Origin of the sequence: Bacillus licheniformis DSM 13 = ATCC 14580, from assembly GCF_000011645.1 — a bacterium.
GTDB lineage: Bacteria > Bacillota > Bacilli > Bacillales > Bacillaceae > Bacillus > Bacillus licheniformis.
Genome location: NC_006270.3, coordinates 16,074 through 39,420 on the forward strand (window position 1 = coordinate 16,074; position 23,347 = coordinate 39,420).

Annotated in this window: 19 protein-coding genes, 3 tRNA genes, 2 rRNA genes, 1 other RNA gene and 1 other annotated feature; of the genes, 17 read left to right on the forward strand and 8 right to left on the reverse strand. The window is 47.7% G+C overall.

The genetic code is table 11. The features are described 5' to 3' along the window. The first annotated feature begins 6 nt into the window (after nt 1-6). The 5 genes from guaB to serS all read left to right on the forward strand — a co-directional run bounded on the left by guaB (nt 7) and on the right by serS (nt 6,241). A complete protein-coding gene (gene guaB, locus TRNA_RS21585; protein WP_003178102.1) occupies nt 7-1,473 on the forward strand; it encodes an IMP dehydrogenase in 1,467 nt (488 codons plus the stop codon). A 184-nt stretch (nt 1,474-1,657) separates the two neighbouring features. Then, entirely contained in the window at nt 1,658-2,953 is a 1,296-nt protein-coding gene (locus TRNA_RS21590) for a D-alanyl-D-alanine carboxypeptidase family protein (protein WP_031314563.1), read from the forward strand. Between the two features lie 186 nt (nt 2,954-3,139). Continuing rightward, nucleotides 3,140-4,024, forward strand: a complete 885-nt coding sequence (pdxS, locus tag TRNA_RS21595) for a pyridoxal 5'-phosphate synthase lyase subunit PdxS (protein WP_003178108.1) — start codon at nt 3,140-3,142, stop codon at nt 4,022-4,024. Between the two features lie 21 nt (nt 4,025-4,045). Beyond that, nucleotides 4,046-4,636, forward strand: coding sequence for a pyridoxal 5'-phosphate synthase glutaminase subunit PdxT (pdxT, locus tag TRNA_RS21600; RefSeq protein WP_003178110.1), 591 nt, complete (start codon nt 4,046-4,048; stop codon nt 4,634-4,636). A 51-nt stretch (nt 4,637-4,687) separates the two neighbouring features. Next, nucleotides 4,688-4,906: a binding site (T-box leader), on the forward strand. Between the two features lie 57 nt (nt 4,907-4,963). Then, on the forward strand, nt 4,964-6,241 hold the full coding sequence (serS, locus tag TRNA_RS21605) for a serine--tRNA ligase (RefSeq protein ID WP_003178111.1): 1,278 nt from the start codon (nt 4,964-4,966) through the stop codon (nt 6,239-6,241). A gap of 29 nt (nt 6,242-6,270) precedes the next feature. Here serS and TRNA_RS21610 read toward each other — a convergent pair whose 3' ends face one another. From TRNA_RS21610 to TRNA_RS21625, 4 genes are all read right to left on the reverse strand, one after another. Further along, nucleotides 6,271-7,401 carry a glycerate kinase gene (locus TRNA_RS21610; RefSeq protein ID WP_003178116.1) on the reverse strand — a complete coding sequence of 377 codons (1,131 nt, stop codon included), beginning with the start codon at nt 7,399-7,401 and terminating at the stop codon, nt 6,271-6,273. Nucleotides 7,402-7,416: 15 nt separating this feature from the next. Next, nucleotides 7,417-8,685 (reverse strand): GntP family permease, encoded by a 1,269-nt coding sequence (locus TRNA_RS21615; RefSeq protein WP_009330049.1) that lies wholly within the window; start codon nt 8,683-8,685, stop codon nt 7,417-7,419. Nucleotides 8,686-8,774: 89 nt separating this feature from the next. After that, a complete protein-coding gene (locus TRNA_RS21620; RefSeq protein ID WP_009330050.1) occupies nt 8,775-9,893 on the reverse strand; it encodes a CdaR family transcriptional regulator in 1,119 nt (372 codons plus the stop codon). 29 nt (nt 9,894-9,922) lie between these two features. After that, complete coding sequence (locus TRNA_RS21625) at nt 9,923-10,345, reverse strand: SMI1/KNR4 family protein (protein WP_011197461.1); 423 nt, start codon at nt 10,343-10,345, stop codon at nt 9,923-9,925. Nucleotides 10,346-10,474: 129 nt separating this feature from the next. On the opposite strand from TRNA_RS21625, the gene TRNA_RS21630 reads away from it, so the two are divergent. Next, nucleotides 10,475-10,567, forward strand: a tRNA-Ser gene (locus TRNA_RS21630). A 132-nt stretch (nt 10,568-10,699) separates the two neighbouring features. On the opposite strand, the gene TRNA_RS21635 is transcribed toward TRNA_RS21630, so the two are convergent. From TRNA_RS21635 to TRNA_RS21650, 4 genes are all read right to left on the reverse strand, one after another. Next, entirely contained in the window at nt 10,700-11,341 is a 642-nt protein-coding gene (locus tag TRNA_RS21635; RefSeq protein WP_009330052.1) for a deoxynucleoside kinase, read from the reverse strand. Next, nucleotides 11,338-11,961: a deoxynucleoside kinase gene (locus TRNA_RS21640; RefSeq protein WP_003178127.1), complete on the reverse strand. Its 624-nt coding sequence runs from the start codon at nt 11,959-11,961 to the stop codon at nt 11,338-11,340. The genes TRNA_RS21635 and TRNA_RS21640 overlap by 4 nt, the downstream gene beginning before the upstream one ends. Before the next feature lie 86 nt (nt 11,962-12,047). Beyond that, nucleotides 12,048-13,367, reverse strand: coding sequence for a glycoside hydrolase family 18 protein (locus TRNA_RS21645; RefSeq protein WP_003178129.1), 1,320 nt, complete (start codon nt 13,365-13,367; stop codon nt 12,048-12,050). A gap of 37 nt (nt 13,368-13,404) precedes the next feature. Beyond that, nucleotides 13,405-13,953 carry a cysteine hydrolase family protein gene (locus TRNA_RS21650; RefSeq protein WP_223307098.1) on the reverse strand — a complete coding sequence of 183 codons (549 nt, stop codon included), beginning with the start codon at nt 13,951-13,953 and terminating at the stop codon, nt 13,405-13,407. Nucleotides 13,954-14,035: 82 nt separating this feature from the next. On the opposite strand from TRNA_RS21650, the gene tadA reads away from it, so the two are divergent. The 11 genes from tadA to TRNA_RS21700 all read left to right on the forward strand — a co-directional run bounded on the left by tadA (nt 14,036) and on the right by TRNA_RS21700 (nt 23,343). After that, a complete protein-coding gene (gene tadA, locus TRNA_RS21655) occupies nt 14,036-14,518 on the forward strand; it encodes a tRNA adenosine(34) deaminase TadA (protein ID WP_009330054.1) in 483 nt (160 codons plus the stop codon). A 90-nt stretch (nt 14,519-14,608) separates the two neighbouring features. Next, nucleotides 14,609-14,874: signal recognition particle sRNA large type (gene ffs, locus TRNA_RS43070), an RNA gene on the forward strand. A gap of 129 nt (nt 14,875-15,003) precedes the next feature. Then, nucleotides 15,004-16,704: a DNA polymerase III subunit gamma/tau gene (dnaX, locus tag TRNA_RS21660; RefSeq protein ID WP_009330055.1), complete on the forward strand. Its 1,701-nt coding sequence runs from the start codon at nt 15,004-15,006 to the stop codon at nt 16,702-16,704. A 26-nt stretch (nt 16,705-16,730) separates the two neighbouring features. Further along, complete coding sequence (locus TRNA_RS21665; RefSeq protein ID WP_003178138.1) at nt 16,731-17,054, forward strand: YbaB/EbfC family nucleoid-associated protein; 324 nt, start codon at nt 16,731-16,733, stop codon at nt 17,052-17,054. A 13-nt stretch (nt 17,055-17,067) separates the two neighbouring features. After that, nucleotides 17,068-17,664: a recombination protein RecR gene (recR, locus tag TRNA_RS21670; RefSeq protein ID WP_003178140.1), complete on the forward strand. Its 597-nt coding sequence runs from the start codon at nt 17,068-17,070 to the stop codon at nt 17,662-17,664. A 20-nt stretch (nt 17,665-17,684) separates the two neighbouring features. Continuing rightward, complete coding sequence (locus TRNA_RS21675; protein WP_003178142.1) at nt 17,685-17,909, forward strand: YaaL family protein; 225 nt, start codon at nt 17,685-17,687, stop codon at nt 17,907-17,909. A gap of 64 nt (nt 17,910-17,973) precedes the next feature. After that, complete coding sequence (locus tag TRNA_RS21680; RefSeq protein ID WP_003178144.1) at nt 17,974-18,240, forward strand: pro-sigmaK processing inhibitor BofA family protein; 267 nt, start codon at nt 17,974-17,976, stop codon at nt 18,238-18,240. 286 nt (nt 18,241-18,526) lie between these two features. After that, a 16S ribosomal RNA gene (locus TRNA_RS21685) occupies nt 18,527-20,076 on the forward strand. 102 nt (nt 20,077-20,178) lie between these two features. Next, a tRNA-Ile gene (locus TRNA_RS21690) sits at nt 20,179-20,255 on the forward strand. 11 nt (nt 20,256-20,266) lie between these two features. Next, nucleotides 20,267-20,342: transfer RNA gene (locus tag TRNA_RS21695), tRNA-Ala, on the forward strand. 70 nt (nt 20,343-20,412) lie between these two features. Further along, nucleotides 20,413-23,343, forward strand: a 23S ribosomal RNA gene (locus TRNA_RS21700). The 16S and 23S rRNA genes sit together here with 2 tRNA genes alongside, the layout of an rRNA operon. The last annotated feature ends 4 nt before the right edge of the window (nt 23,344-23,347 follow it).

The window sequence follows — 23,347 nt, forward strand, 5'->3', positions numbered from 1 at the left end:
TTACTAATGTGGGAAAGCAAATTTTCAAAAGAAGGCTTAACATTTGATGATGTATTGCTCGTTCCGGCTAAATCGGAGGTACTTCCGCGCGACGTCGATTTATCGGTAGAGCTTACACCGTCTCTCAAGCTGAATGTTCCAATTATTAGTGCAGGCATGGATACAGTTACAGAAGCTCAAATGGCCATCGCGATGGCAAGGCAGGGCGGACTGGGTATTATCCACAAAAACATGTCAATTGAACAGCAGGCTGAGCAGGTTGACAAAGTCAAACGTTCAGAGCGCGGCGTCATTACAAATCCGTTTTTCCTGACACCAGAGCACCAAGTTTTTGATGCAGAGCATTTGATGGGCAAATACAGAATTTCCGGTGTTCCGATTGTTGACAATGAAGAGGATCAGAAGCTGGTTGGAATCATTACAAACCGTGATCTGCGATTTATTTCTGATTACTCCATGAAAATCAGCGATGTTATGACAAAAGAAGAGCTTGTTACGGCTCCTGTTGGTACAACCCTGGATGAAGCAGAAAAAATTCTTCAAAAATACAAGATCGAAAAACTCCCTCTTTTAGATGATCAAGGTGTTTTAAAAGGGCTAATTACGATTAAAGACATTGAAAAAGTAATCGAATTCCCGAATTCAGCGAAAGATGTTCACGGCCGCCTATTGGTTGGAGCAGCGGTTGGTGTAACAGGCGACACAATGACACGCGTCAGAAAGCTTGTGGAAGCCAATGTCGATGTGATCGTCGTTGATACCGCGCACGGCCATTCACAAGGAGTATTGGATACCGTTAAGAAAATCCGCGACACTTATCCTGAATTAAATATCATTGCCGGTAACGTCGCAACTGCCGAAGGAACAAAAGCGCTTATCGAAGCTGGAGCAAATGTAGTTAAAGTCGGTATCGGACCGGGGTCAATTTGTACAACCCGCGTAGTAGCCGGTGTCGGTGTTCCGCAAGTGACAGCGATTTACGATTGTGCGACTGAAGCAAGAAAACACGGCGCTGCGATTATTGCAGACGGCGGCATCAAGTATTCCGGAGATATTGTCAAAGCCTTGGCTGCCGGCGGTCATGCCGTCATGCTAGGAAGCCTTCTTGCCGGAACATCTGAAAGCCCGGGCGAGACTGAAATCTATCAAGGCAGACGCTTTAAAGTTTATCGCGGCATGGGTTCTGTAGCTGCGATGGAAAAAGGAAGCAAAGACCGCTACTTCCAAGAGGAAAACAAAAAATTCGTTCCTGAAGGCATTGAAGGCCGTACGCCTTATAAAGGCCCTGTTGCTGATACCGTTTATCAGCTTGTCGGCGGCTTGAAATCCGGCATGGGCTACTGCGGAACGAAAGATTTGCACGCATTGAGGGAAGATGCGCAGTTCATCCGCATGACAGGAGCAGGCCTGCGGGAAAGCCATCCTCACGATGTGCAAATTACCAAAGAATCGCCTAACTATACCATTTCCTAATCAAATATGACAAAAATTAAACCGTAGACAGAGTGATACTCTGTCTATTTTTTTTTGCTTCATTATGATAAAATTTATAATGTTGTGTTTGAAAAATGTCTTAAAAGGCTTTGATATAGATTATTAGTCTGATGAAAAGCGGAGGTATCACGATTTGAAAAGCAAGAGATTAAAGCAGCTGATCATGTTAATCGTTGCTTTTGCCGTGACTGTAGGTGCATTTTCTCCTATGTCAACTGCAAAAGCTGCAAATGATCCAATCAATGTAGACGCGAAAGCAGCAATCCTGGTGGAAGCTTCATCGGGGAAAATTTTGTACAGTAAAAATGCCGACCAGCGTCTTCCTGTTGCCAGCATGGCAAAAATGATGACGGAGTATCTTCTGTTGGAAGCGATTCACGAAGGCAAAGTGAAATGGGATCAGAAGTACACGCCTGACGATTATGTATACGAGATTTCCCAAGATCGTTCACTATCCAATGTTCCTCTTCGTAAAGACGGATCATACACTGTAAAAGAGCTTTATCAGGCGACTGCAATTTACTCTGCAAACGCGGCGGCTATTGCACTTTCTGAAATTGTTGCCGGTTCTGAATCGAAGTTTGTAGAGTTAATGAACAAAAAAGCCAAAGAGCTTGGAATGAAAGATTTCAAATTTGTGAATGCCACAGGTTTGGAAAACAAGGATCTTCACGGCAAACATCCGAGCGGAACAAATGCCAATGAAGAAAATGAAGTGTCTGCGAGAGACATGGCGCTCCTTGCCGATCATTTAGTGAGCGATTATCCAGAGATCCTCGATACGGCGAGCATTGCCAAAACGAAGTTCAGAAAAGGCACAGACGATGAAATGGATATGCCGAACTGGAACTTTATGCTGAAAGGCCTTGTTCAGCAATATGAAGGTGTGGACGGGCTGAAAACCGGGTCAACCGACTCAGCCGGATCATGCTTTACGGCTACTGCTGAAAGAAACGGCATGAGAGTGATTTCCGTCGTTCTGAATGCGAAAGGCGACCTTCATACGGCGCGATTTAAAGAAACGAAAAAAATGCTCGATTATGCATTTGAAAACTTCACTATGAAAGAGTTTTACGCAAAAGGCGCACAAGTGAAAGGCAACGAAACAGTCACAGTCGACAAAGGGAAAGAAACTGAAGTCGGCATCGTCACAGAAAAAGCCTTTTCAATGCCTGTGAAGAACGGTGAAGAAAAGAATTACAAAGCGAAAGTGACGCTGAACAAAGACGAGCTGACCGCACCTGTTAAAAAAGGTGAGAAAGTCGGTACCTTGACGGCCTCCTATAAGGGAGAAGAAAAGGACTACGGATTTCTCGGCAGCGATGTATCAGGTGTAAACCTGGTGACAAAAGAAGATGATGAGAAAGCAAACTGGTTTATTTTAACGATGAGAAGCATCGGCGGCTTTTTTGCCGGTATATGGAACAGCATTGTTGAAATGGTAACCGGCTGGTTTTAAAAAATAAAGAGCTCTATTTGATAGGGCTCTTTATTGTCATATTCAGATAGAATTACCATTTACAATCCTAACGATTTGTTATTAAAATAGAAATAATCTTCGTGTTTTTCATATGATTTTGTGGAATTATAGGATACAATAGGATTAAATCTGACAATTCAATCTTTGATTAGGGGGATCCTTGAAATGGCTCAAACAGGTACTGATCGCGTAAAACGCGGTATGGCAGAAATGCAGAAGGGCGGCGTCATTATGGACGTTGTCAATGCTGAACAAGCAAAAATCGCAGAAGAAGCAGGAGCCGTCGCAGTCATGGCGCTGGAGCGCGTTCCGGCTGATATCCGTGCGGCAGGCGGAGTTGCCCGCATGGCAGATCCGACTATTGTCGAAGAAGTGATGAACGCTGTTTCAATCCCGGTTATGGCAAAAGCACGCATCGGGCATATCGTTGAAGCGCGTGTTCTTGAAGCGCTTGGCGTTGACTATATTGATGAAAGTGAAGTTTTGACTCCTGCAGATGAAGAATTTCATTTAAATAAAAACGAATTTACCGTTCCATTTGTATGCGGATGCCGCGACCTAGGAGAAGCGACGCGCCGGATCGCTGAAGGAGCTTCAATGCTTCGTACAAAAGGCGAACCTGGTACGGGCAATATTGTGGAAGCTGTCCGCCATATGAGAAAGGTGAATGCTCAAGTGCGCAAAGTAGTCGGCATGAGCGATGACGAACTGATGACAGAAGCGAAAAACCTCGGCGCTCCTTATGAGCTGCTGAAGGAAATTAAAGCCGAAGGACGCCTTCCGGTTGTCAACTTTGCTGCCGGCGGTGTAGCAACACCTGCTGATGCTGCTCTAATGATGCAGCTTGGCGCTGACGGCGTATTCGTAGGGTCCGGTATTTTCAAATCCGACAACCCTGCAAAATTCGCGAAAGCAATCGTAGAAGCGACGACGCATTTCACGGATTACAAGCTGATTGCCGAGCTTTCAAAAGAGCTTGGAACTGCGATGAAAGGGATTGAAATCTCAAATCTGCTGCCAGAACAGCGTATGCAAGAGCGCGGCTGGTAAACACGAAGGAGACGGATTGACATGCTGACAATTGGTGTACTTGGACTTCAGGGAGCAGTAAGAGAACACATTCGCTCAATTGAAGCATGCGGAGCGGCCGGAAAAGTCATCAAGTGGCCGGAAGAGTTAAAGGAAATCGACGGTTTGATTTTGCCAGGAGGCGAAAGCACGACGATGAGGCGCCTCATCGATACGTATCAGTTTATGAAGCCTCTTCAGGAATTTGCCGCATCCGGAAAGCCGGTATTTGGAACTTGTGCTGGGCTGATTATCCTGGCGAAGAACATTGCCGGAACTAACGATGCCCATCTCGGGGTTCTGGATGTAACGGTAGAGCGGAATTCCTTTGGAAGACAGGTGGACAGCTTTGAAGCAGACTTAACCGTTAAAGGACTTGAGGGACCGTTTACAGGCGTATTTATCCGCGCTCCGCACATTTTGGAAGCGGGCGCAGATGTAGAAGTGCTTTCGGAACACAACGGAAGAATCGTCGCTGCCAAACAAGGAAATCTTCTCGGCTGTTCTTTCCACCCTGAGCTGACGGATGATCACAGAATGACGAAATTATTTGTCGAGATGGTGGAAAAGCATAAACGGGAAGCCGTCGTATAAAACGGTTGAAAGCTGTTAAAACTTGTAGTACATTTATAAGACAATATAGATCGAAAAGCGTTGATAGGAAGCAGTAGGGAGCCTCTCTTTCCAAGAGAGCCGATGGTTGGTGCGAATCGGCGAAAGATGCTGTCCGAATCCATCCTTGAGCGAATTGCTGAACAGTCAAAGTAGGCATTTACGGGAGAACCGTTATCAAAATAAGCGGAAAGCAGGAGGTAGACGCCTGTTTTCAATCAGGGTGGCAACGCGAGAGCTCTCGTCCCTTTTATTTAGGGGACAAGGGCTCTTTTTTTCGGTCAAATCAGTATAAAAGGAGCGAGGCAGATGCTTGATGTCAAACTGCTGCGGGCAAATTTTGAAGAAATCAAACAAAAGCTTGCCCACAGGGGAGAAGATTTATCAGATTTTGATCAATTTGAGGAATTGGATACAAAGAGAAGAGAATTGATCGTCAAAGTGGAAGAGCTGAAAGGGAAGCGCAATGAGGTATCTCAGCAGGTTGCCGCTTTAAAGCGCGAGAAAAAAGATGCTGACCACCTCATTAAAGAAATGCGCGAAGTCGGTGAAGACATTAAAAAACTTGATGAAGAGCTGAGAACGGTCGAGTCTTCGCTTGATAAAATCATGTTGTCTATCCCGAACATCCCCCACGAGTCTGTTCCGGTCGGTGAGACTGAAGACGACAACGTGGAAGTTCGCAAATGGGGCGAACTCCCTGAGTTTTCGTTTGAGCCGAAGCCTCATTGGGATATTGCCGATCAATTGGATATTCTCGATTTTGAACGGGCCGGCAAGGTAACGGGAAGCCGTTTCGTTTTCTATAAAGGGCTCGGCGCCAGACTTGAACGCGCATTGTATAACTTTATGCTTGATCTCCACGTAGACGAGTACGGCTATACGGAAGTCATCCCGCCGTACATGGTGAACCGCGCAAGCATGACAGGCACCGGACAGCTGCCGAAGTTTGAGGAAGATGCTTTTAAGATCAGGGAAGAAGATTATTTCTTAATTCCGACGGCGGAAGTGCCGATTACGAACCTGCATCGCGATGAAATTTTGTCAGCTGACGAGCTGCCGATCAATTATGCGGCGTTCAGTGCGTGCTTCCGTTCAGAAGCAGGCTCTGCCGGACGTGATACGCGCGGTTTGATTCGCCAGCACCAATTTAACAAGGTTGAACTGGTGAAATTTGTGAAGCCTGAGGATTCATATGAAGAGCTTGAAAAACTGACAAATCAAGCGGAGAAGGTTCTTCAGCTGCTTGAGCTTCCTTATCGGGTGATGAGCATGTGTACGGGCGATCTGGGGTTTACCGCTGCGAAAAAATACGATATTGAAGTATGGATTCCAAGCCAAAACACATATCGCGAAATTTCATCATGCAGCAACTTTGAAGCTTTCCAGGCCAGACGGGCGAATATCAGATTCAGAAGGGAAGCAAAAGGCAAGCCAGAGCATGTCCATACGCTAAACGGATCCGGCTTGGCAGTCGGCAGAACGGTTGCCGCATTATTGGAAAATTATCAGCAGGAGGACGGAAGCGTCATCATCCCTAAAGCGCTTCGTCCATACATGGGGAACAGAGACGTTATTCAACCATAAAAAAGTGCGCGCCAATAGGCGCGCTTTTTTTATTCGAGTGACCAGACGGCGGCTACATTTCGCGCACAGCGCGTAAGATTTGAACTTCCATCGGCAAGAGCGTTCTCCAAGGAGCTGATGCCGGGCACGATCGAAAAGAGAGCGGAAATGCCGATATCATAAACAAGCTCGCAGCCTTCACCGAGCGATCCGGCAAATGCAATAACCGGAATATTTTCGCTGCAGGCGCGTTTTGCGACGCCGGCCGGCGTTTTTCCGCTGACCGTTTGGCCGTCTATTTTTCCCTCGCCTGTAATTACAAGATCGGCCCCTTTAATGCGTTCAGAAAAAGACAAAGTATCTAAAACAATGTCAACACCGCTTTTTAATTCCGCTTTTAAAAAGGCGCACAGGCCAGCTCCCAATCCTCCGGCCGCTCCGGCTCCCGGGAGTGAATCGATTTCGCATCCCAGCTCTGCTTTGACAGCTGCAGCATAATGTTTTAAGTTTTGATCCAAGTGGGCCGTCATTTCACTGTTCGCTCCTTTTTGCGGCCCAAATACAGCGGAGGCACCGCGAGGACCTGTAAGAGGATTATCAACATCACAGGCGGCTTCGAATTGGATATGCTTTAATTTTGGATCAAGGCCGCTCACATCGATTTTGGCAATCTCAGCTAGTGCACCGCCCCCATTTTCAATCTCTTCTCCAGCGCGGTTTAGAAACTTCACGCCAAGTGCTGAAGCCATTCCCGCGCCGCCGTCATTTGTCGCGCTTCCGCCGAGTCCGATGATGATCTGGGACACTCCTTTTTCCGCAGCATCCAGAATCAGCTCTCCGGTTCCTCTCGTTGTCGTTAACAGGGGATTCCGCTGTTCAGGTGGAACGAGGTGAAGGCCTGACGCTTCAGCCATTTCGATGACAGCCGTTTTTCCGTCACCAAGCAGGCCGTAAGCTGCCTTTACGGGCTTCCCGAGAGGGCCAGTGACCGTTTGATATACAATATCTCCTCCGGTAGCGTCAACCAGAGCCTGAACGGTTCCTTCGCCTCCGTCGGCAACCGGAATATTGACGTATTCGGCGTCAGGCAGAATCTCTTTAAAGCCTTTTTCAATGCTTCTAGCCGCCTCAAGCGATGTCATGCTTTCTTTAAATGAATCAGGTGCGATTACGATTTTCATGGTACCTGCTCCTTTTTAAATAAAGAATTGAAAAATTCCAAAAATCAAAGTCGAGATAATCGTTAGGATTAAGCCGATGACCGACTCATATGGAATCAGCTTTAATCGTTCTTTCATGGCCATGAATACGCTGCCTCCCGTCGTATGAAAAAAGCTTCCGTGAGGCAGATGGTCGAGCACCGTTGCTCCGGCGTGAATCATCGCCGCACCTGCGAGGCCGGCGACGCCAAGATCAAGCAATGTCGGGCCGAATACACTGCTGGCGACAGCGGTGCCGGCGGTTGTCGAGGCGGTTGCCATTGACATCAGCATGCCCGAGATTGGAGCTAAGAGAAACGACGGCAGACCCAAGCCGACAAGGGTGTCGGTGATTAAAGAATTGAGTTTGGAGTTGGCGATGATGCCTGCAAGGGTTCCAGTTCCGAGCAGCATCACGGCAACGCCTGACATCTTTGACAGTCCTGAAGCGGCAAAATCCCTCAGTTTGCCTGCTTGCCCCGATGCGATCGCAGTGACGAGGCCTCCAGCCGGCAGAGCGATAATCGGATCAATCGTAATTCCTGCCGCAGGCCTTAAGGCGAGCAACAGGATAGAGACCACAGGGCCGCTGACCGCCGCCCAAAATGCCGGCAGTTGTTGTGCCGTTTGGGTCTCAATCTCATTTGCAGCTACTTTTGTTCCTTTATTTGAAAGGCGTTTTGCCAGCAAGTAAGTGGCGCCCAATCCGAAAATAGCGGGGATGATCCCGGCGGCCATCACGGATGTCAAAGGGACGTGAAAGGCATCTGAAGCGGCAATGGCATTAGGGTTTGGCGACATGATATTGCCCGCTTTTCCCCCGCCGATCATCGCCAACAGAATGGCCGCTTTGCTGATAAAGGTCCGCCTCGCGATCGCCAGAGCGATCGGAGCGACTGTGATGACGGCGACATCAACGAATACGCCGACCGTTGTTAAGATGGCTGTTGCCAATGTTAAGGCAAGAAGCGCCCTTTTTTCTCCGATCTGATTGACAATGGTTTCCGCAATCACCGCTGCGGAGCCGGATTGAATCAGAACGCCGGCGAGCACGCCTGCCGCCAAGATGCGGAGCACCGCGGGAATCATGTTTTTAGCACCTGCTATCATGAGATCCGTCGTCTCTATTAAATCTGCGCCGCCGATTAAGCCTCCGGCCAATGCGCCGATCATCATGCCGTAAGCCGGCGGGACTTTTTTCAGAATGAGAAAGATTGATATGACTAATGCGCATAAGGCGCCTATTGCATTGATTTGAATATCCATGTGCATACCCTCCCTTACGTCCAATTGTAAACGCTTTCTGTATAAGGGAGAATTGGTCAGGTATACGGATTTCGTCCTTTTATCCTATATTAAAATTGTTCATTTGCACAAAAGGGTGAAAAAAGAGTAATGGCTGTATACAGTTTGAATAGGTCGTCAAACCGTTTTGGATTACACCCCGTTGCCAATTCAATCTTTCTGAGCCGGTAGTTTAAGGTGTTGCGGTGAATAAAGAGTCTTGATGAAGTTTCCCCGATTTCGCCGTTTTCTTCTATGTAGCAGAGGAGGGTATGAGTTAATTCGCCTTTTTGATCTGCTTGGGAAAGGCGATCCCAGATGTTTTGAAAGTGAATCTCCTGATCCGGATGCTCTATTTTTGATAATAAAACAGGAATCGCAAACTCTCGATAATCGTATAAACTACAATTGTTTTCAGCAATCTTGAGCGTTTGTTTTGCACTTTGATAGGAAAATGGCAGCTGCTGAAGCTGGTCAGCCTGCTCGCCAAGCGCGCCTCTGACTGTTTTCCATTGGCTGAGCCAGCCGTTCCAAGCTGAAAAGAGATCAGACCTGCTTTTAGTGGGGGCGCCTGCCAGAATAACTGCGACCTCTTTTAAAGAAATATTGGCGTACAAATCTTTCGCGGTTAAATGCTTTTCAAGTTTTTTAATAAACGCCGGCTTCATATCAGCCGATGGGAGCTCAAACACAAGACAAGTACGCTGGCCGTCAAGCGGTATGTTTAATCGCTCTGCACGTTCAAAGAAGTCAAGGGATGCTAGATCAGTCCCCTGAATCATTTGGATGACCGTTTCTTCGCGGAGCCTTTGATCCCATGTCAGCTGTTTTGTTAAAAATGCCTGTTCGACTGTTAGCTCCGCTGCCATTTTGACAAGTTCTCCGTAACGGCTGACTTCAGAAGGCGGCCCCGTGATTCCAATGACGCCGATTATTTCATCATGAAATACGATGGGAAGGTTTACGCCGGGCTTCGTTCCCGTTAAAGCCGAGCATTCTTCGGGCGTGATGCTGATAACCTTTTCAGCTGCAAGTGCGTCCTTCGCTCCTGCGTGTTCATCACCGATTCTCGAACGGTCTCCTGAAGCGATGATAACCCCGTTTTCATCCATCATATTAATGTTGTGCCGAATAATCGACATGGTTCTTTCGACAATTTCCTCCGCCAATTCTTTTGATAGGTAATTCATTTCATCATGCTCCTGCCTAAGATCGTTTTTTAAATGGTGATTGTTCCGTCGATCCAGCCTTTTATGAATGATTTTAAAGAAGGTGCGACCCATATTCGGCTGTCGTCTATATGATTCCAAACATAAATATCATTTTTCCGTATGGAGCCGTTTAAAATAGAATAAGCAAATAAATCGCCATTGCCCGCACCTGCTATAAAGAGCAAACAATCAAACGGCTTAAAACAGTCGGTACATCTCATGTCTAGATTCTCTTCTATTATTCTGTCCGCAGGCCAAATGAGATGATCCCCGAAAGTATCATTAATGCCGTTTGTCATTTTTAAAAGGCTGACCAGTTCATCAGGAAAAGAGACGCCGAGGAGTTCTTCTGCTTTCTGAAGCTTTCCTGTTTCAATAGGTCTGTTCAGCGTGTAATCTTGAGGCAAACGGCTTATAAAATGTTTCCACAATGCCATCACCCTTTGCGTTTATTATTATTTTTGCATATAATGAGAAGCGTGAACAATAAAATAAATTTTTTATAAAAAAATCCCTTGACTTAAAAAGATAGGACATGTTATATTAATTCTTGTCGATACGGAGGAATACCCAAGTCTGGCTGAAGGGATCGGTCTTGAAAACCGACAGGGGTGTCAAAGCCCGCGGGGGTTCGAATCCCTCTTCCTCCGCCATTATTGATTTGCATTTTAGTGATTGAAAAGCATAAATTGGAGATTGTGTTGCCGCTGCCTGGATAGGGCAGCGGTTTTTTTATATGCAGCAAAAAGAGCGGCTCTTCAAGGGAATCCGCTCTTTTTGCTTGTTTATCTTTGAATGGCTTCACTGATTTTTTCAATGATTGGATCGAGAGAGGCTGAGTTGTTGAACAGGTCGTATTCATCAATATTGACTCTGACAACCGGACAGGCGTTAAATCCGCTGATCCAGTTTTCATACCTAGTGTACATTTCTTCCCAATACGATCTGTCGGTTAACAGTTCCATTTCCCGTCCGCGTTTTTGGATGCGGTCGAGAATCGTTTCCAAATCGCCCTCTAAATAGACTAAAACGTCGGGGCGGGGGAAGTAAGGCGTCATGACCATCGCTTCAAACAGGCTCGTATACGTCTTATAGTCGACTTTTGACATTGTGCCTTTATCGGCGTGCATTTTGGCGAAAATGCCTGTATCTTCATAAATTGAACGGTCCTGAACAAATCCGCCGCCCGATTCGTAAATGTATTTTTGTTCTTTGAAGCGCTCTGCCAAGAAGAAAATCTGCAGGTGAAAGCTCCAGCGTTCAAAGTCTTGGTAAAAAGCCTCCAAATAAGGGTTATTCACGACCTCTTCAAGAGAGGTTTTAAATCCGAGCCTTTTTGCAAGCTCTTTTGTCAATGTGGATTTCCCCACTCCTACCGTTCCTGCAACAGTAATGATAGCATCTTTCGGAATATCATATACACTCATTCTATATACTCCTTTACTTGATCGGCAATTCGATTGAAAACGGCTTCTGAGATTACGAAGTCTTCCTGATCTCCGTTAATTTCAATGACGGGTATTGGCGGATCGGATTCTTTAAATTGCTTAATGGCCGCCTCATAATCATTGATAAGCTGTTCCAGGTATTGCTTGTCCATTTCTTGTTCAAACGGCCGTCCGCGTTTTTTGATCCGTTCCAATAAAGTTGGAAGACTCGCTCTTATGTAAATGATGACGTTTGGTTTCGGCAGATCTTCTGTAAGCAGCTGATAAATTTTTCTGTATTTCTCAAGTTTTTTGCCTTCCAGCGTCCGTTCGGCAAAAATGAGGTTTTTATAAATATGATAGTCCGAAACAACGGGCATGTGATGATGCAAATACTTTTTCTCGGTATCTTCAAGCTGCTTATAGCGATTGCAGAGGAAAAACATCTCAAGCTGAAAGCTCCATTCATCTTTTTCATCATAAAATTTATCAAGAAAAGGGTTTTCTTCGACGATTTCTTTGACCAAAGAGAGTGAGAGCTTTTCGGAGAGCATGCTGGCCAAGGTTGTTTTTCCCGCGCCGATGGGGCCTTCGACAGCAATGAAAGGGGCTGTATTCATAGGTGTCCTCCTACTAAAGAAATTCATTTGTGAACCATACATATTGTATCACATCATCATCCGCTGCCATGAAAAAAAACGTTCCTTTAACTTGGGAACGTCTCTTTAACAACATTAAATTGATCGGCTATCAAGAGCCAGTTTTGCGGGAAGGACAGGCCGAGCTTCCAATAGCTGATTCCCCTTAAATTCAATTCCCTAATCAGATCAAACTTTGCCTGAATCGAGCGGGCGTCTTCAAACCATACTTCATGCTGTTTGCCGGCATTGTCCGTATAGCGGAAGTTTGGAGCCTGAGCTGTTTCATCGTACTGTATCGCCGCATTGTTCTCGCTCGCGATCTCAATCGCCCGCTGGGGGCTGATTGCTCTGGCCAGCGGTCCGCCTGGCGTATAGGGGAGCGTCCAGTCATAGCCGTACAAGTTCTGTCCCATGACGATTTTGCTGGCGGGCATTTCCGTGAGTGCGTATTCGATCACGTCCCGGACGGGCCCGATCGGCGATACCGCCATCGGGGGCCCTCCGCTGTAGCCCCACTCATATGTCATCAGCACGACGAAATCGACAATTTCGCCGTGGGCCCGGTAATCATGGGCTTCATACCATTGTCCGGGCTGATCCGCTCTCGTTTTCGGAGCAAGCGCGGTTGAGATGAGCCAGCCTTCCTGCCTGAAGCGGGCCCGGGCATCCCGTAAAAACTGATTATAGGCTTCTCTATCTTCGGGCCTTAAGTATTCGAAGTCAAAATGGATGTCTTTAAAACCGTATCTTCTGGCCGCTGCAACGATGTTATCGAGCAATCTGTTTTTTACATTCTGGTCCGTCAGAATGATCCTGCCGAGTTCGTCGCTGAAAGCTTCATTTTCGAGATTGGTGACAATCATCATCATCGTAGTCCGATGTCTGTCGGCAATTTCTTTTAAGTTGTTCAGCGGCGGTTCTTCGAGTGTGCCGTCCCGCTTCGCCTGGAAGCTGAAAGCGCCCAGATAGGTCAAGTATGGCGAAGCCTCTCTTGCCGCCTGCTGCAAAGCGGGGCTTACGCTTTCTCCCCGAGGTTCGATATAGGCGTTTGTTTCAATGTTCCGTCTTGGCCGAGGGGGGATGTAAAGCAGCAGTCCGACCGGTAAAACGGCGCTAACCTGAATGCGGTTGATCCTCGCCAGTTCAGCCGGAGAAATATTAAAGCGTGCTCCGATTGATGCTAATGTATCTCCCTGTCTGACCTCATAAAACTCGCCGGCGATCGGGATCACGATGGTTTGTCCGACAACAAGCCGATTCGGGTTCGGAATTTCATTCGTCGCGACAATTTCATTAACTGTTGTTCGGTAACGATTCGCGATTTGGTAAAGGGTATCGCCTCTTTTCACGACATAAATCTGAATGGGAAACGCCTCCTTTCTCATTGCTACCACTATATGATGAAAGGAAGTGTTTCATGCTCTAAGTTTCGGAGGTAATCGCCTTAGCCGTCGTGATATTGGCGAACAGAACATTTTCCATCATCGTCAAGGCGTATTTGTTGTCTTTTTCATTGTTTGAGGCGATGCAATCGCGCGGAATCGTAATCTCGTACTCCCGCATATAAGCATCGTTTGCCGTAAATAATACGCAGATATTGCCTGCGATCCCAGTGATGATCAAATGATCGACATGAAGTTCATGCAGCAATGTTTCAAGAGCAGTGCCGTAAAAGGCTGAGTGCTTTGGTTTGATTAAAAAATAATCGCTGTCATTCGGTGCAAGCCGGTCGATGATATATTCGCTCCTGCCGTTTTTGCATTTCTTGATAATGGCAGCAATATCCGCTTGCCAAATTCCAAAATGGTCATTAATGTATATGATAGGCCATTTCATTTTGGCTGCGTGTTCTTTTAATGCCAGAAGATGCTCGGTGATATTTCTGGTCTTTTTGGAAAGAACGTTACCCATATCGAATTGAAAATCATTAATGATGTCGACTATAATGAGAGCTGAATTGGACAATGCGATTGTCTCCTTTCAGATTTTATATTCCTTTAACTATAAGTTAGCCTATTCAGTTTGGCGAAAAACATTGAAAGAGTGCATGCGGATGACACAAGACGAGTTTTATATGAAAGAAGCGGTCAATGAAGCGAGAAAAGCCGAAGAAAAAGGCGAAGTGCCGATTGGTGCTGTACTCGTTCTGGATGGGGAAATTATCGCCCGCGCCCATAATCTGAGGGAAACCGAGCAAAGGTCGGTTGCCCACGCGGAGATGCTCGTCATTGAAGAGGCATGCCGGAAGCTGGGGACCTGGCGGCTGGAGAGAGCTGTTCTTTACGTTACCCTTGAGCCATGTCCGATGTGTGCCGGAGCGGCCGTTCTTTCCAGAATCGACAAAGTGGTGTTCGGAGCGTCTGATCCGAAAGGCGGCTGTGCAGGGACTTTGATGAATCTCCTGCAGGAGGAGAGATTCAATCATCAGGCTGAAGTCGTGAGCGGCGTAATGGAAGAAGAATGCGGCAGGATGCTGAGCGATTTTTTCAGAAAGCTCCGCGCGAAAAAGAAAGCAGAAAAGCAAAGCGAGCTGTGATGACGGAAATTTGCAATTTAGGATGAAACAAGTTATACTAATGAGTGCGTCACATCAAGACGCAGCTTAAATAATTTGATATTTATTTTGCCGTGCTAAGCGGGGAGGTAGCGGTGCCCTGTACTCGCAATCCGCTCGAGCGAGGCCGAATCCCTTTCTCGAGGTTCGTTTACTTTAAGGTCTGCCTTAAGCAAGTGGTGTTGACGCTTGGGTCCTGCGCAATGGGAATCCATGAACCATGTCAGGTCCGGAAGGAAGCAGCATTAAGTGGAACCTTCCATGTGCCGCAGGGTTGCCTGGGCTGAGCTAACTGCTTAAGTAACGCTTAGGGTAGCGAATCGACAGAAGGTGCACGGTAAATCAATCATCAAATTAAGAACTCATCTATTTGAATATAGATGAGTTTTTTTCTTAAGAAGAGCTTTTGGATTTGAAAGCCGCATCATGTATAATGGAAATGATGAAAACAAGAGGAGGGCGTGTTTGTGAGTTACCAGGCTTTATATAGAGTGTTCAGGCCGCAGTTGTTTGAAGATGTAGTCGGTCAGGAGCACATCACGAAAACGTTGCAAAATGCCCTTTTACAAAAGAAATTTTCGCACGCTTATCTGTTTTCCGGACCGAGGGGAACGGGAAAAACAAGCGCCGCAAAACTGTTTGCCAAAGCTGTCAACTGTGAGCGCGCTCCGGTCAGTGAACCGTGTAACGAATGCTCCGCGTGCAAAGGCATTACAAACGGTTCGATTTCAGATGTGATCGAAATTGACGCCGCTTCTAACAACGGTGTAGATGAAATACGCGACATCCGCGACAAGGTGAAATTTGCCCCGTCTGCCGTCACGTATAAAGTATATATCATAGATGAAGTACATATGCTTTCTATCGGCGCATTCAACGCCCTTCTAAAAACGCTTGAAGAGCCGCCGGAGCATTGTATCTTTATTCTCGCAACAACAGAGCCTCATAAAATTCCTTTAACGATTATTTCTAGATGTCAGCGATTTGATTTTAAGAGGATTACCTCGCAGGCAATTGTCGGACGAATGAAAAAAATCGTCGAAGCTGAACAGTTAAAGGTGCAGGACGGAGCCTTAGACATCATCGCCAGTGCCGCGGACGGCGGCATGAGGGATGCGCTGAGCCTGCTCGATCAGGCCGTATCATTCAGCGGAGAAGAGCTGACGGTGGATGATGCGCTGCTGATAACAGGCGCCGTGTCACAGCACTATATTGGAAAGCTCGCCTCAACCCTTCACGAAAAAAATGTTTCCGGTGCTTTGGAAACATTGAACGAACTCCTTCAGCAGGGGAAAGATCCGGCAAAATTAATCGAGGATATGATTTTCTACTTCAGGGATATGCTTCTTTATCAAACGGCGCCCGATTTAGAAGGCGTTCTTGAAAAGGTGAAGGTGGACGAAGAGTTCCAAACCCTATCCCGGCAAATTCCCGCATCAGACCTTTACGAAATGATCGATATATTAAATAAAAGCCATCAGGAAATGAAATGGACGAATCATCCGCGTATCTTCTTTGAAGTTGCGGTTGTGAAGCTCTGCCAGGGACCAAAAGCAGGGGCATCCGCGGCCGCCCAGCCGGAAGTGGACAATCTCGTCAACAAGGTTCGGCAGCTTGAACAGGAGATTGAGAGGCTTAAAACACAAGGTGTGCAGGTCTCTTCTGCTCCCGCCCAGGCTAAAGAAGCGTCCCGTCCGCAAAAAAGCATAAAAAGCGCGTATAAAGCGCCTGTCGGCCGCATTCATGAAATATTAAAGGATGCCACAAGACCGGATCTCGAAAAATTAAAGGGCTGCTGGGGACAATTGCTTGCCCAGCTGAAACAGCAGAATAAAGTATCACATGCGGCCCTTTTAAATGACAGCGAACCGGTGGCTGCATCTTCAAAAGCATTTGTCCTCGCATTCAAATACGAAATTCACTGTAAAATGGTAGCTGAAGACAACAACGGAGTCAGGACGAATCTGGAACAAATTTTGGACGGAATGCTCGGCGGAAGGATAGATATAGTTGGCGTTCCCGAAGCCCAATGGGGTAAAATAAGAGAAGAATTTTTGCAGGATCACCAGCCGGAAGATTCTGAAGCAAACGAACCGAAAGAAGAAGATCCGCTCGTAGCAGAAGCTAAAAAACTGTTCGGAGCGGAACTGATTGAAATTAAAGAATAAAAACATGAAAGAGAGTGGATTTGAGTATGCGCGGTGGAATGGGTAACATGCAGAAAATGATGAAGCAAATGCAAAAAATGCAAAAGGATATGCAAAAGGCACAGGAGGAGCTGGCTGAAAAAGTACTCGAAGGTACTGCAGGCGGTGGAATGGTGACCGTTAAGGTGAACGGCCAAAAAGAAGTCATCGACGTCATCATCAAAGAGGAAGTCGTAGACCCTGAAGATGTTGAAATGCTTCAAGATCTTGTTCTTGCAGCGACAAACGATGCTTTGAAAAAAGTTGACGAAGTAACAAATGAAACGATGGGTAAGTTTACAAAAGGAATGAACATGCCGGGTTTATTCTAGGAGGAAAATAAGAATGCAGTATCCTGAACCAATATCAAAGCTGATTGACAGCTTTATGAAATTGCCAGGAATCGGACCCAAGACGGCGGTCCGTCTGGCTTTTTTTGTTCTTAGTATGAAAGAAGACGTCGTGTTAGATTTTGCAAAAGCATTGGTAAACGCAAAGCGCAATTTGACATATTGCTCGGTCTGCGGACATATAACAGATCAAGATCCTTGCTATATTTGTGAAGATACGAGAAGAGACAAATCGGTCATATGTGTTGTTCAGGATCCCAAAGATGTCATTGCTATGGAGAAAATGAAGGAGTACAACGGACTGTACCATGTTTTGCATGGAGCGATTTCTCCGATGGACGGCATCGGTCCGGAAGATATTAAAATACCCGAATTGCTGAAGCGGTTGCAGGATGATCAGGTGACTGAAGTCATTCTCGCGACAAACCCGAATATAGAAGGAGAAGCAACGGCCATGTACATTTCAAGGCTTTTAAAGCCGTCTGGTATCAAGCTGTCACGAATTGCCCATGGACTTCCGGTCGGAGGCGATTTGGAGTATGCAGATGAAGTCACTCTTTCTAAAGCGCTTGAAGGCAGACGTGAAATGTAGAGGGAGGAGATTGCGTTACCATGGGTTTTCTTCGGAAAAAGAAGCTTAGAAAAGAATTTGATAACAAGCTGGTTGAACAGCTGATCCATCAAAAGGAAGAATGGAACAGGCAAAAGCGGCTGATTGAAAACAGCCTAGAGCCTTCCCCAGAAGTTCTTTACGAATTAAAGGTTGCCGAGGCAAAGTACTTTTTTTATTTGCGGGAAGCAAAAAAAAGAAATTTAAGGATCGGCAGCTGGAAGTAGCAGGTCTATTTGCATGATTCCCATCATATGCTTGTACAAGAACGAGCGAGGAGTGAGGGAATTCATGGGATCTGTTATCTTTATCGGGGCAATTGTAGCTTTGGTTGCCCTGTTGTTTTTTTCAAAAGCATCATTTAAGCCTTTGCGATTAATCGGAAGAATAGCGGTTAGATTTGTAGTCGGCGCTTTGTTTTTGTTCTGTGTGAATCTGTTTGGCGAGAGCGTGGGCATTCACGTGCCGATTAATATTGTAACAACCGGAGTGAGCGGATTATTGGGGGTTCCCGGTGTAGCAGCTCTTATTGTCATTAAACAATTTATCGCAATATAATTTTTTGTTGACAAATATATTTAAAGGTGTTAAATTAATATTTGTCGCTAATGACGAATAATTTTTTTGAAAAAAAGTTGTTGACGACATCACGATTAAATGTTAAGATATTATAGTTGCTTTGAGAGCGGCAACGAAGTTCTTTGAAAACTAAACAAGACAAAACGTACCTGTTAATTCATTTTTATAAATCGCACATTTGAGTGTGCGTAGTCAGGGGCCTGCACGATGCAGGTCATGCAGATGTTGTCACAGGATGTGACGAACTTAATCTGCGCTCCATTATTTCATGGAGAGTTTGATCCTGGCTCAGGACGAACGCTGGCGGCGTGCCTAATACATGCAAGTCGAGCGGACCGATGGGAGCTTGCTCCCTTAGGTCAGCGGCGGACGGGTGAGTAACACGTGGGTAACCTGCCTGTAAGACTGGGATAACTCCGGGAAACCGGGGCTAATACCGGATGCTTGATTGAACCGCATGGTTCAATCATAAAAGGTGGCTTTTAGCTACCACTTACAGATGGACCCGCGGCGCATTAGCTAGTTGGTGAGGTAACGGCTCACCAAGGCGACGATGCGTAGCCGACCTGAGAGGGTGATCGGCCACACTGGGACTGAGACACGGCCCAGACTCCTACGGGAGGCAGCAGTAGGGAATCTTCCGCAATGGACGAAAGTCTGACGGAGCAACGCCGCGTGAGTGATGAAGGTTTTCGGATCGTAAAACTCTGTTGTTAGGGAAGAACAAGTACCGTTCGAATAGGGCGGTACCTTGACGGTACCTAACCAGAAAGCCACGGCTAACTACGTGCCAGCAGCCGCGGTAATACGTAGGTGGCAAGCGTTGTCCGGAATTATTGGGCGTAAAGCGCGCGCAGGCGGTTTCTTAAGTCTGATGTGAAAGCCCCCGGCTCAACCGGGGAGGGTCATTGGAAACTGGGGAACTTGAGTGCAGAAGAGGAGAGTGGAATTCCACGTGTAGCGGTGAAATGCGTAGAGATGTGGAGGAACACCAGTGGCGAAGGCGACTCTCTGGTCTGTAACTGACGCTGAGGCGCGAAAGCGTGGGGAGCGAACAGGATTAGATACCCTGGTAGTCCACGCCGTAAACGATGAGTGCTAAGTGTTAGAGGGTTTCCGCCCTTTAGTGCTGCAGCAAACGCATTAAGCACTCCGCCTGGGGAGTACGGTCGCAAGACTGAAACTCAAAGGAATTGACGGGGGCCCGCACAAGCGGTGGAGCATGTGGTTTAATTCGAAGCAACGCGAAGAACCTTACCAGGTCTTGACATCCTCTGGCAACCCTAGAGATAGGGCTTCCCCTTCGGGGGCAGAGTGACAGGTGGTGCATGGTTGTCGTCAGCTCGTGTCGTGAGATGTTGGGTTAAGTCCCGCAACGAGCGCAACCCTTGATCTTAGTTGCCAGCATTCAGTTGGGCACTCTAAGGTGACTGCCGGTGACAAACCGGAGGAAGGTGGGGATGACGTCAAATCATCATGCCCCTTATGACCTGGGCTACACACGTGCTACAATGGGCAGAACAAAGGGCAGCGAAGCCGCGAGGCTAAGCCAATCCCACAAATCTGTTCTCAGTTCGGATCGCAGTCTGCAACTCGACTGCGTGAAGCTGGAATCGCTAGTAATCGCGGATCAGCATGCCGCGGTGAATACGTTCCCGGGCCTTGTACACACCGCCCGTCACACCACGAGAGTTTGTAACACCCGAAGTCGGTGAGGTAACCTTTTGGAGCCAGCCGCCGAAGGTGGGACAGATGATTGGGGTGAAGTCGTAACAAGGTAGCCGTATCGGAAGGTGCGGCTGGATCACCTCCTTTCTAAGGATATTATACGGAATATAAGACCTTGCGGTCTTATAGACAGGTGCGTTTGGATCTTGTTTAGTTTTGAAGGAACTTCCTTCATATGAATCAAAAGATGGGCCTGTAGCTCAGCTGGTTAGAGCGCACGCCTGATAAGCGTGAGGTCGGTGGTTCGAGTCCACTCAGGCCCACCATCTTTATACACGGGGCCTTAGCTCAGCTGGGAGAGCGCCTGCTTTGCACGCAGGAGGTCAGCGGTTCGATCCCGCTAGGCTCCACCAACGTGTTCTTTGAAAACTAGATAACGAAAGTAGACATTCACAAGAATTTTCTGTAGTGATTCTTTTTAACGGTTAAGTTAGAAAGGGCGCACGGTGGATGCCTTGGCACTAGGAGCCGATGAAGGACGGGACGAACACCGATATGCTTCGGGGAGCTGTAAGCAAGCTTTGATCCGGAGATTTCCGAATGGGGAAACCCACTGCTCGTAATGGAGCAGTATCCATATCTGAATTCATAGGATATGAGAAGGCAGACCCGGGGAACTGAAACATCTAAGTACCCGGAGGAAGAGAAAGCAAATGCGATTCCCTGAGTAGCGGCGAGCGAAACGGGAACAGCCCAAACCAAGAGGCTTGCCTCTTGGGGTTGTAGGACACTCTGTACGGAGTTACAAAAGAACGAGGTAGATGAAGAGGTCTGGAAAGGCCCGCCATAGGAGGTAACAGCCCTGTAGTCAAAACTTCGTTCTCTCCTGAGTGGATCCTGAGTACGGCGGAACACGTGAAATTCCGTCGGAATCCGGGAGGACCATCTCCCAAGGCTAAATACTCCCTAGTGACCGATAGTGAACCAGTACCGTGAGGGAAAGGTGAAAAGCACCCCGGAAGGGGAGTGAAAGAGATCCTGAAACCGTGTGCCTACAAGTAGTCAGAGCCCGTTAACGGGTGATGGCGTGCCTTTTGTAGAATGAACCGGCGAGTTACGATCCCGTGCAAGGTTAAGTTTGAAAAGACGGAGCCGCAGCGAAAGCGAGTCTGAATAGGGCGCATGAGTACGTGGTCGTAGACCCGAAACCAGGTGATCTACCCATGTCCAGGGTGAAGTTCAGGTAACACTGAATGGAGGCCCGAACCCACGCACGTTGAAAAGTGCGGGGATGAGGTGTGGGTAGGGGTGAAATGCCAATCGAACCTGGAGATAGCTGGTTCTCTCCGAAATAGCTTTAGGGCTAGCCTCAAGGTAAGAGTCTTGGAGGTAGAGCACTGATTGGACTAGGGGCCCCTACCGGGTTACCGAATTCAGTCAAACTCCGAATGCCAAAGACTTATCCTTGGGAGTCAGACTGCGAGTGATAAGATCCGTAGTCGAAAGGGAAACAGCCCAGACCGCCAGCTAAGGTCCCAAAGTATACGTTAAGTGGAAAAGGATGTGGAGTTGCTTAGACAACCAGGATGTTGGCTTAGAAGCAGCCACCATTTAAAGAGTGCGTAATAGCTCACTGGTCGAGTGACTCTGCGCCGAAAATGTACCGGGGCTAAACGTATCACCGAAGCTGCGGACTGTTCTTGCGAACAGTGGTAGGAGAGCGTTCTAAGGGCTGTGAAGCGAGACCGGAAGGACTCGTGGAGCGCTTAGAAGTGAGAATGCCGGTATGAGTAGCGAAAGAGGGGTGAGAATCCCCTCCACCGAATGCCTAAGGTTTCCTGAGGAAGGCTCGTCCGCTCAGGGTTAGTCGGGACCTAAGCCGAGGCCGAAAGGCGTAGGCGATGGACAACAGGTTGATATTCCTGTACCACCTCCTCACCATTTGAGCAATGGGGGGACGCAGGAGGATAGGGCAAGCGCGGTATTGGATATCCGCGTCCAAGCAGTTAGGCTGGGAAATAGGCAAATCCGTTTCCCGTAAGGCTGAGCTGTGATGGCGAGCGAAATATAGTAGCGAAGTTCCTGATTCCACACTGCCAAGAAAAGCCTCTAGCGAGGTGAGAGGTGCCCGTACCGCAAACCGACACAGGTAGGCGAGGAGAGAATCCTAAGGTGATCGAGAGAACTCTCGTTAAGGAACTCGGCAAAATGACCCCGTAACTTCGGGAGAAGGGGTGCTCTGTTAGGGTGCAAGCCCGAGAGAGCCGCAGTGAATAGGCCCAGGCGACTGTTTAGCAAAAACACAGGTCTCTGCGAAGCCGTAAGGCGAAGTATAGGGGCTGACGCCTGCCCGGTGCTGGAAGGTTAAGAGGAGCGCTTAGCGTAAGCGAAGGTGCGAATTGAAGCCCCAGTAAACGGCGGCCGTAACTATAACGGTCCTAAGGTAGCGAAATTCCTTGTCGGGTAAGTTCCGACCCGCACGAAAGGCGCAACGATCTGGGCACTGTCTCAACGAGAGACTCGGTGAAATTATAGTACCTGTGAAGATGCAGGTTACCCGCGACAGGACGGAAAGACCCCGTGGAGCTTTACTGCAGCCTGATATTGAATGTTGGTACAGCTTGTACAGGATAGGTAGGAGCCTTGGAAACCGGAGCGCCAGCTTCGGTGGAGGCATCGGTGGGATACTACCCTGGCTGTATTGACCTTCTAACCCGCTGCCCTTATCGGGCAGGGAGACAGTGTCAGGTGGGCAGTTTGACTGGGGCGGTCGCCTCCTAAAAGGTAACGGAGGCGCCCAAAGGTTCCCTCAGAATGGTTGGAAATCATTCGCAGAGTGTAAAGGCACAAGGGAGCTTGACTGCGAGACCTACAAGTCGAGCAGGGACGAAAGTCGGGCTTAGTGATCCGGTGGTTCCGCATGGAAGGGCCATCGCTCAACGGATAAAAGCTACCCCGGGGATAACAGGCTTATCTCCCCCAAGAGTCCACATCGACGGGGAGGTTTGGCACCTCGATGTCGGCTCATCGCATCCTGGGGCTGTAGTCGGTCCCAAGGGTTGGGCTGTTCGCCCATTAAAGCGGTACGCGAGCTGGGTTCAGAACGTCGTGAGACAGTTCGGTCCCTATCCGTCGCGGGCGCAGGAAATTTGAGAGGAGCTGTCCTTAGTACGAGAGGACCGGGATGGACGCACCGCTGGTGTACCAGTTGTTCTGCCAAGGGCATCGCTGGGTAGCTATGTGCGGACGGGATAAGTGCTGAAAGCATCTAAGCATGAAGCCCCCCTCAAGATGAGATTTCCCATTCCTATAAGGAAGTAAGATCCCTGAAAGATGATCAGGTTGATAGGTCTGAGGTGGAAGTGTGGCGACACATGGAGCTGACAGATACTAATCGATCGAGGACTTAACCTAAATA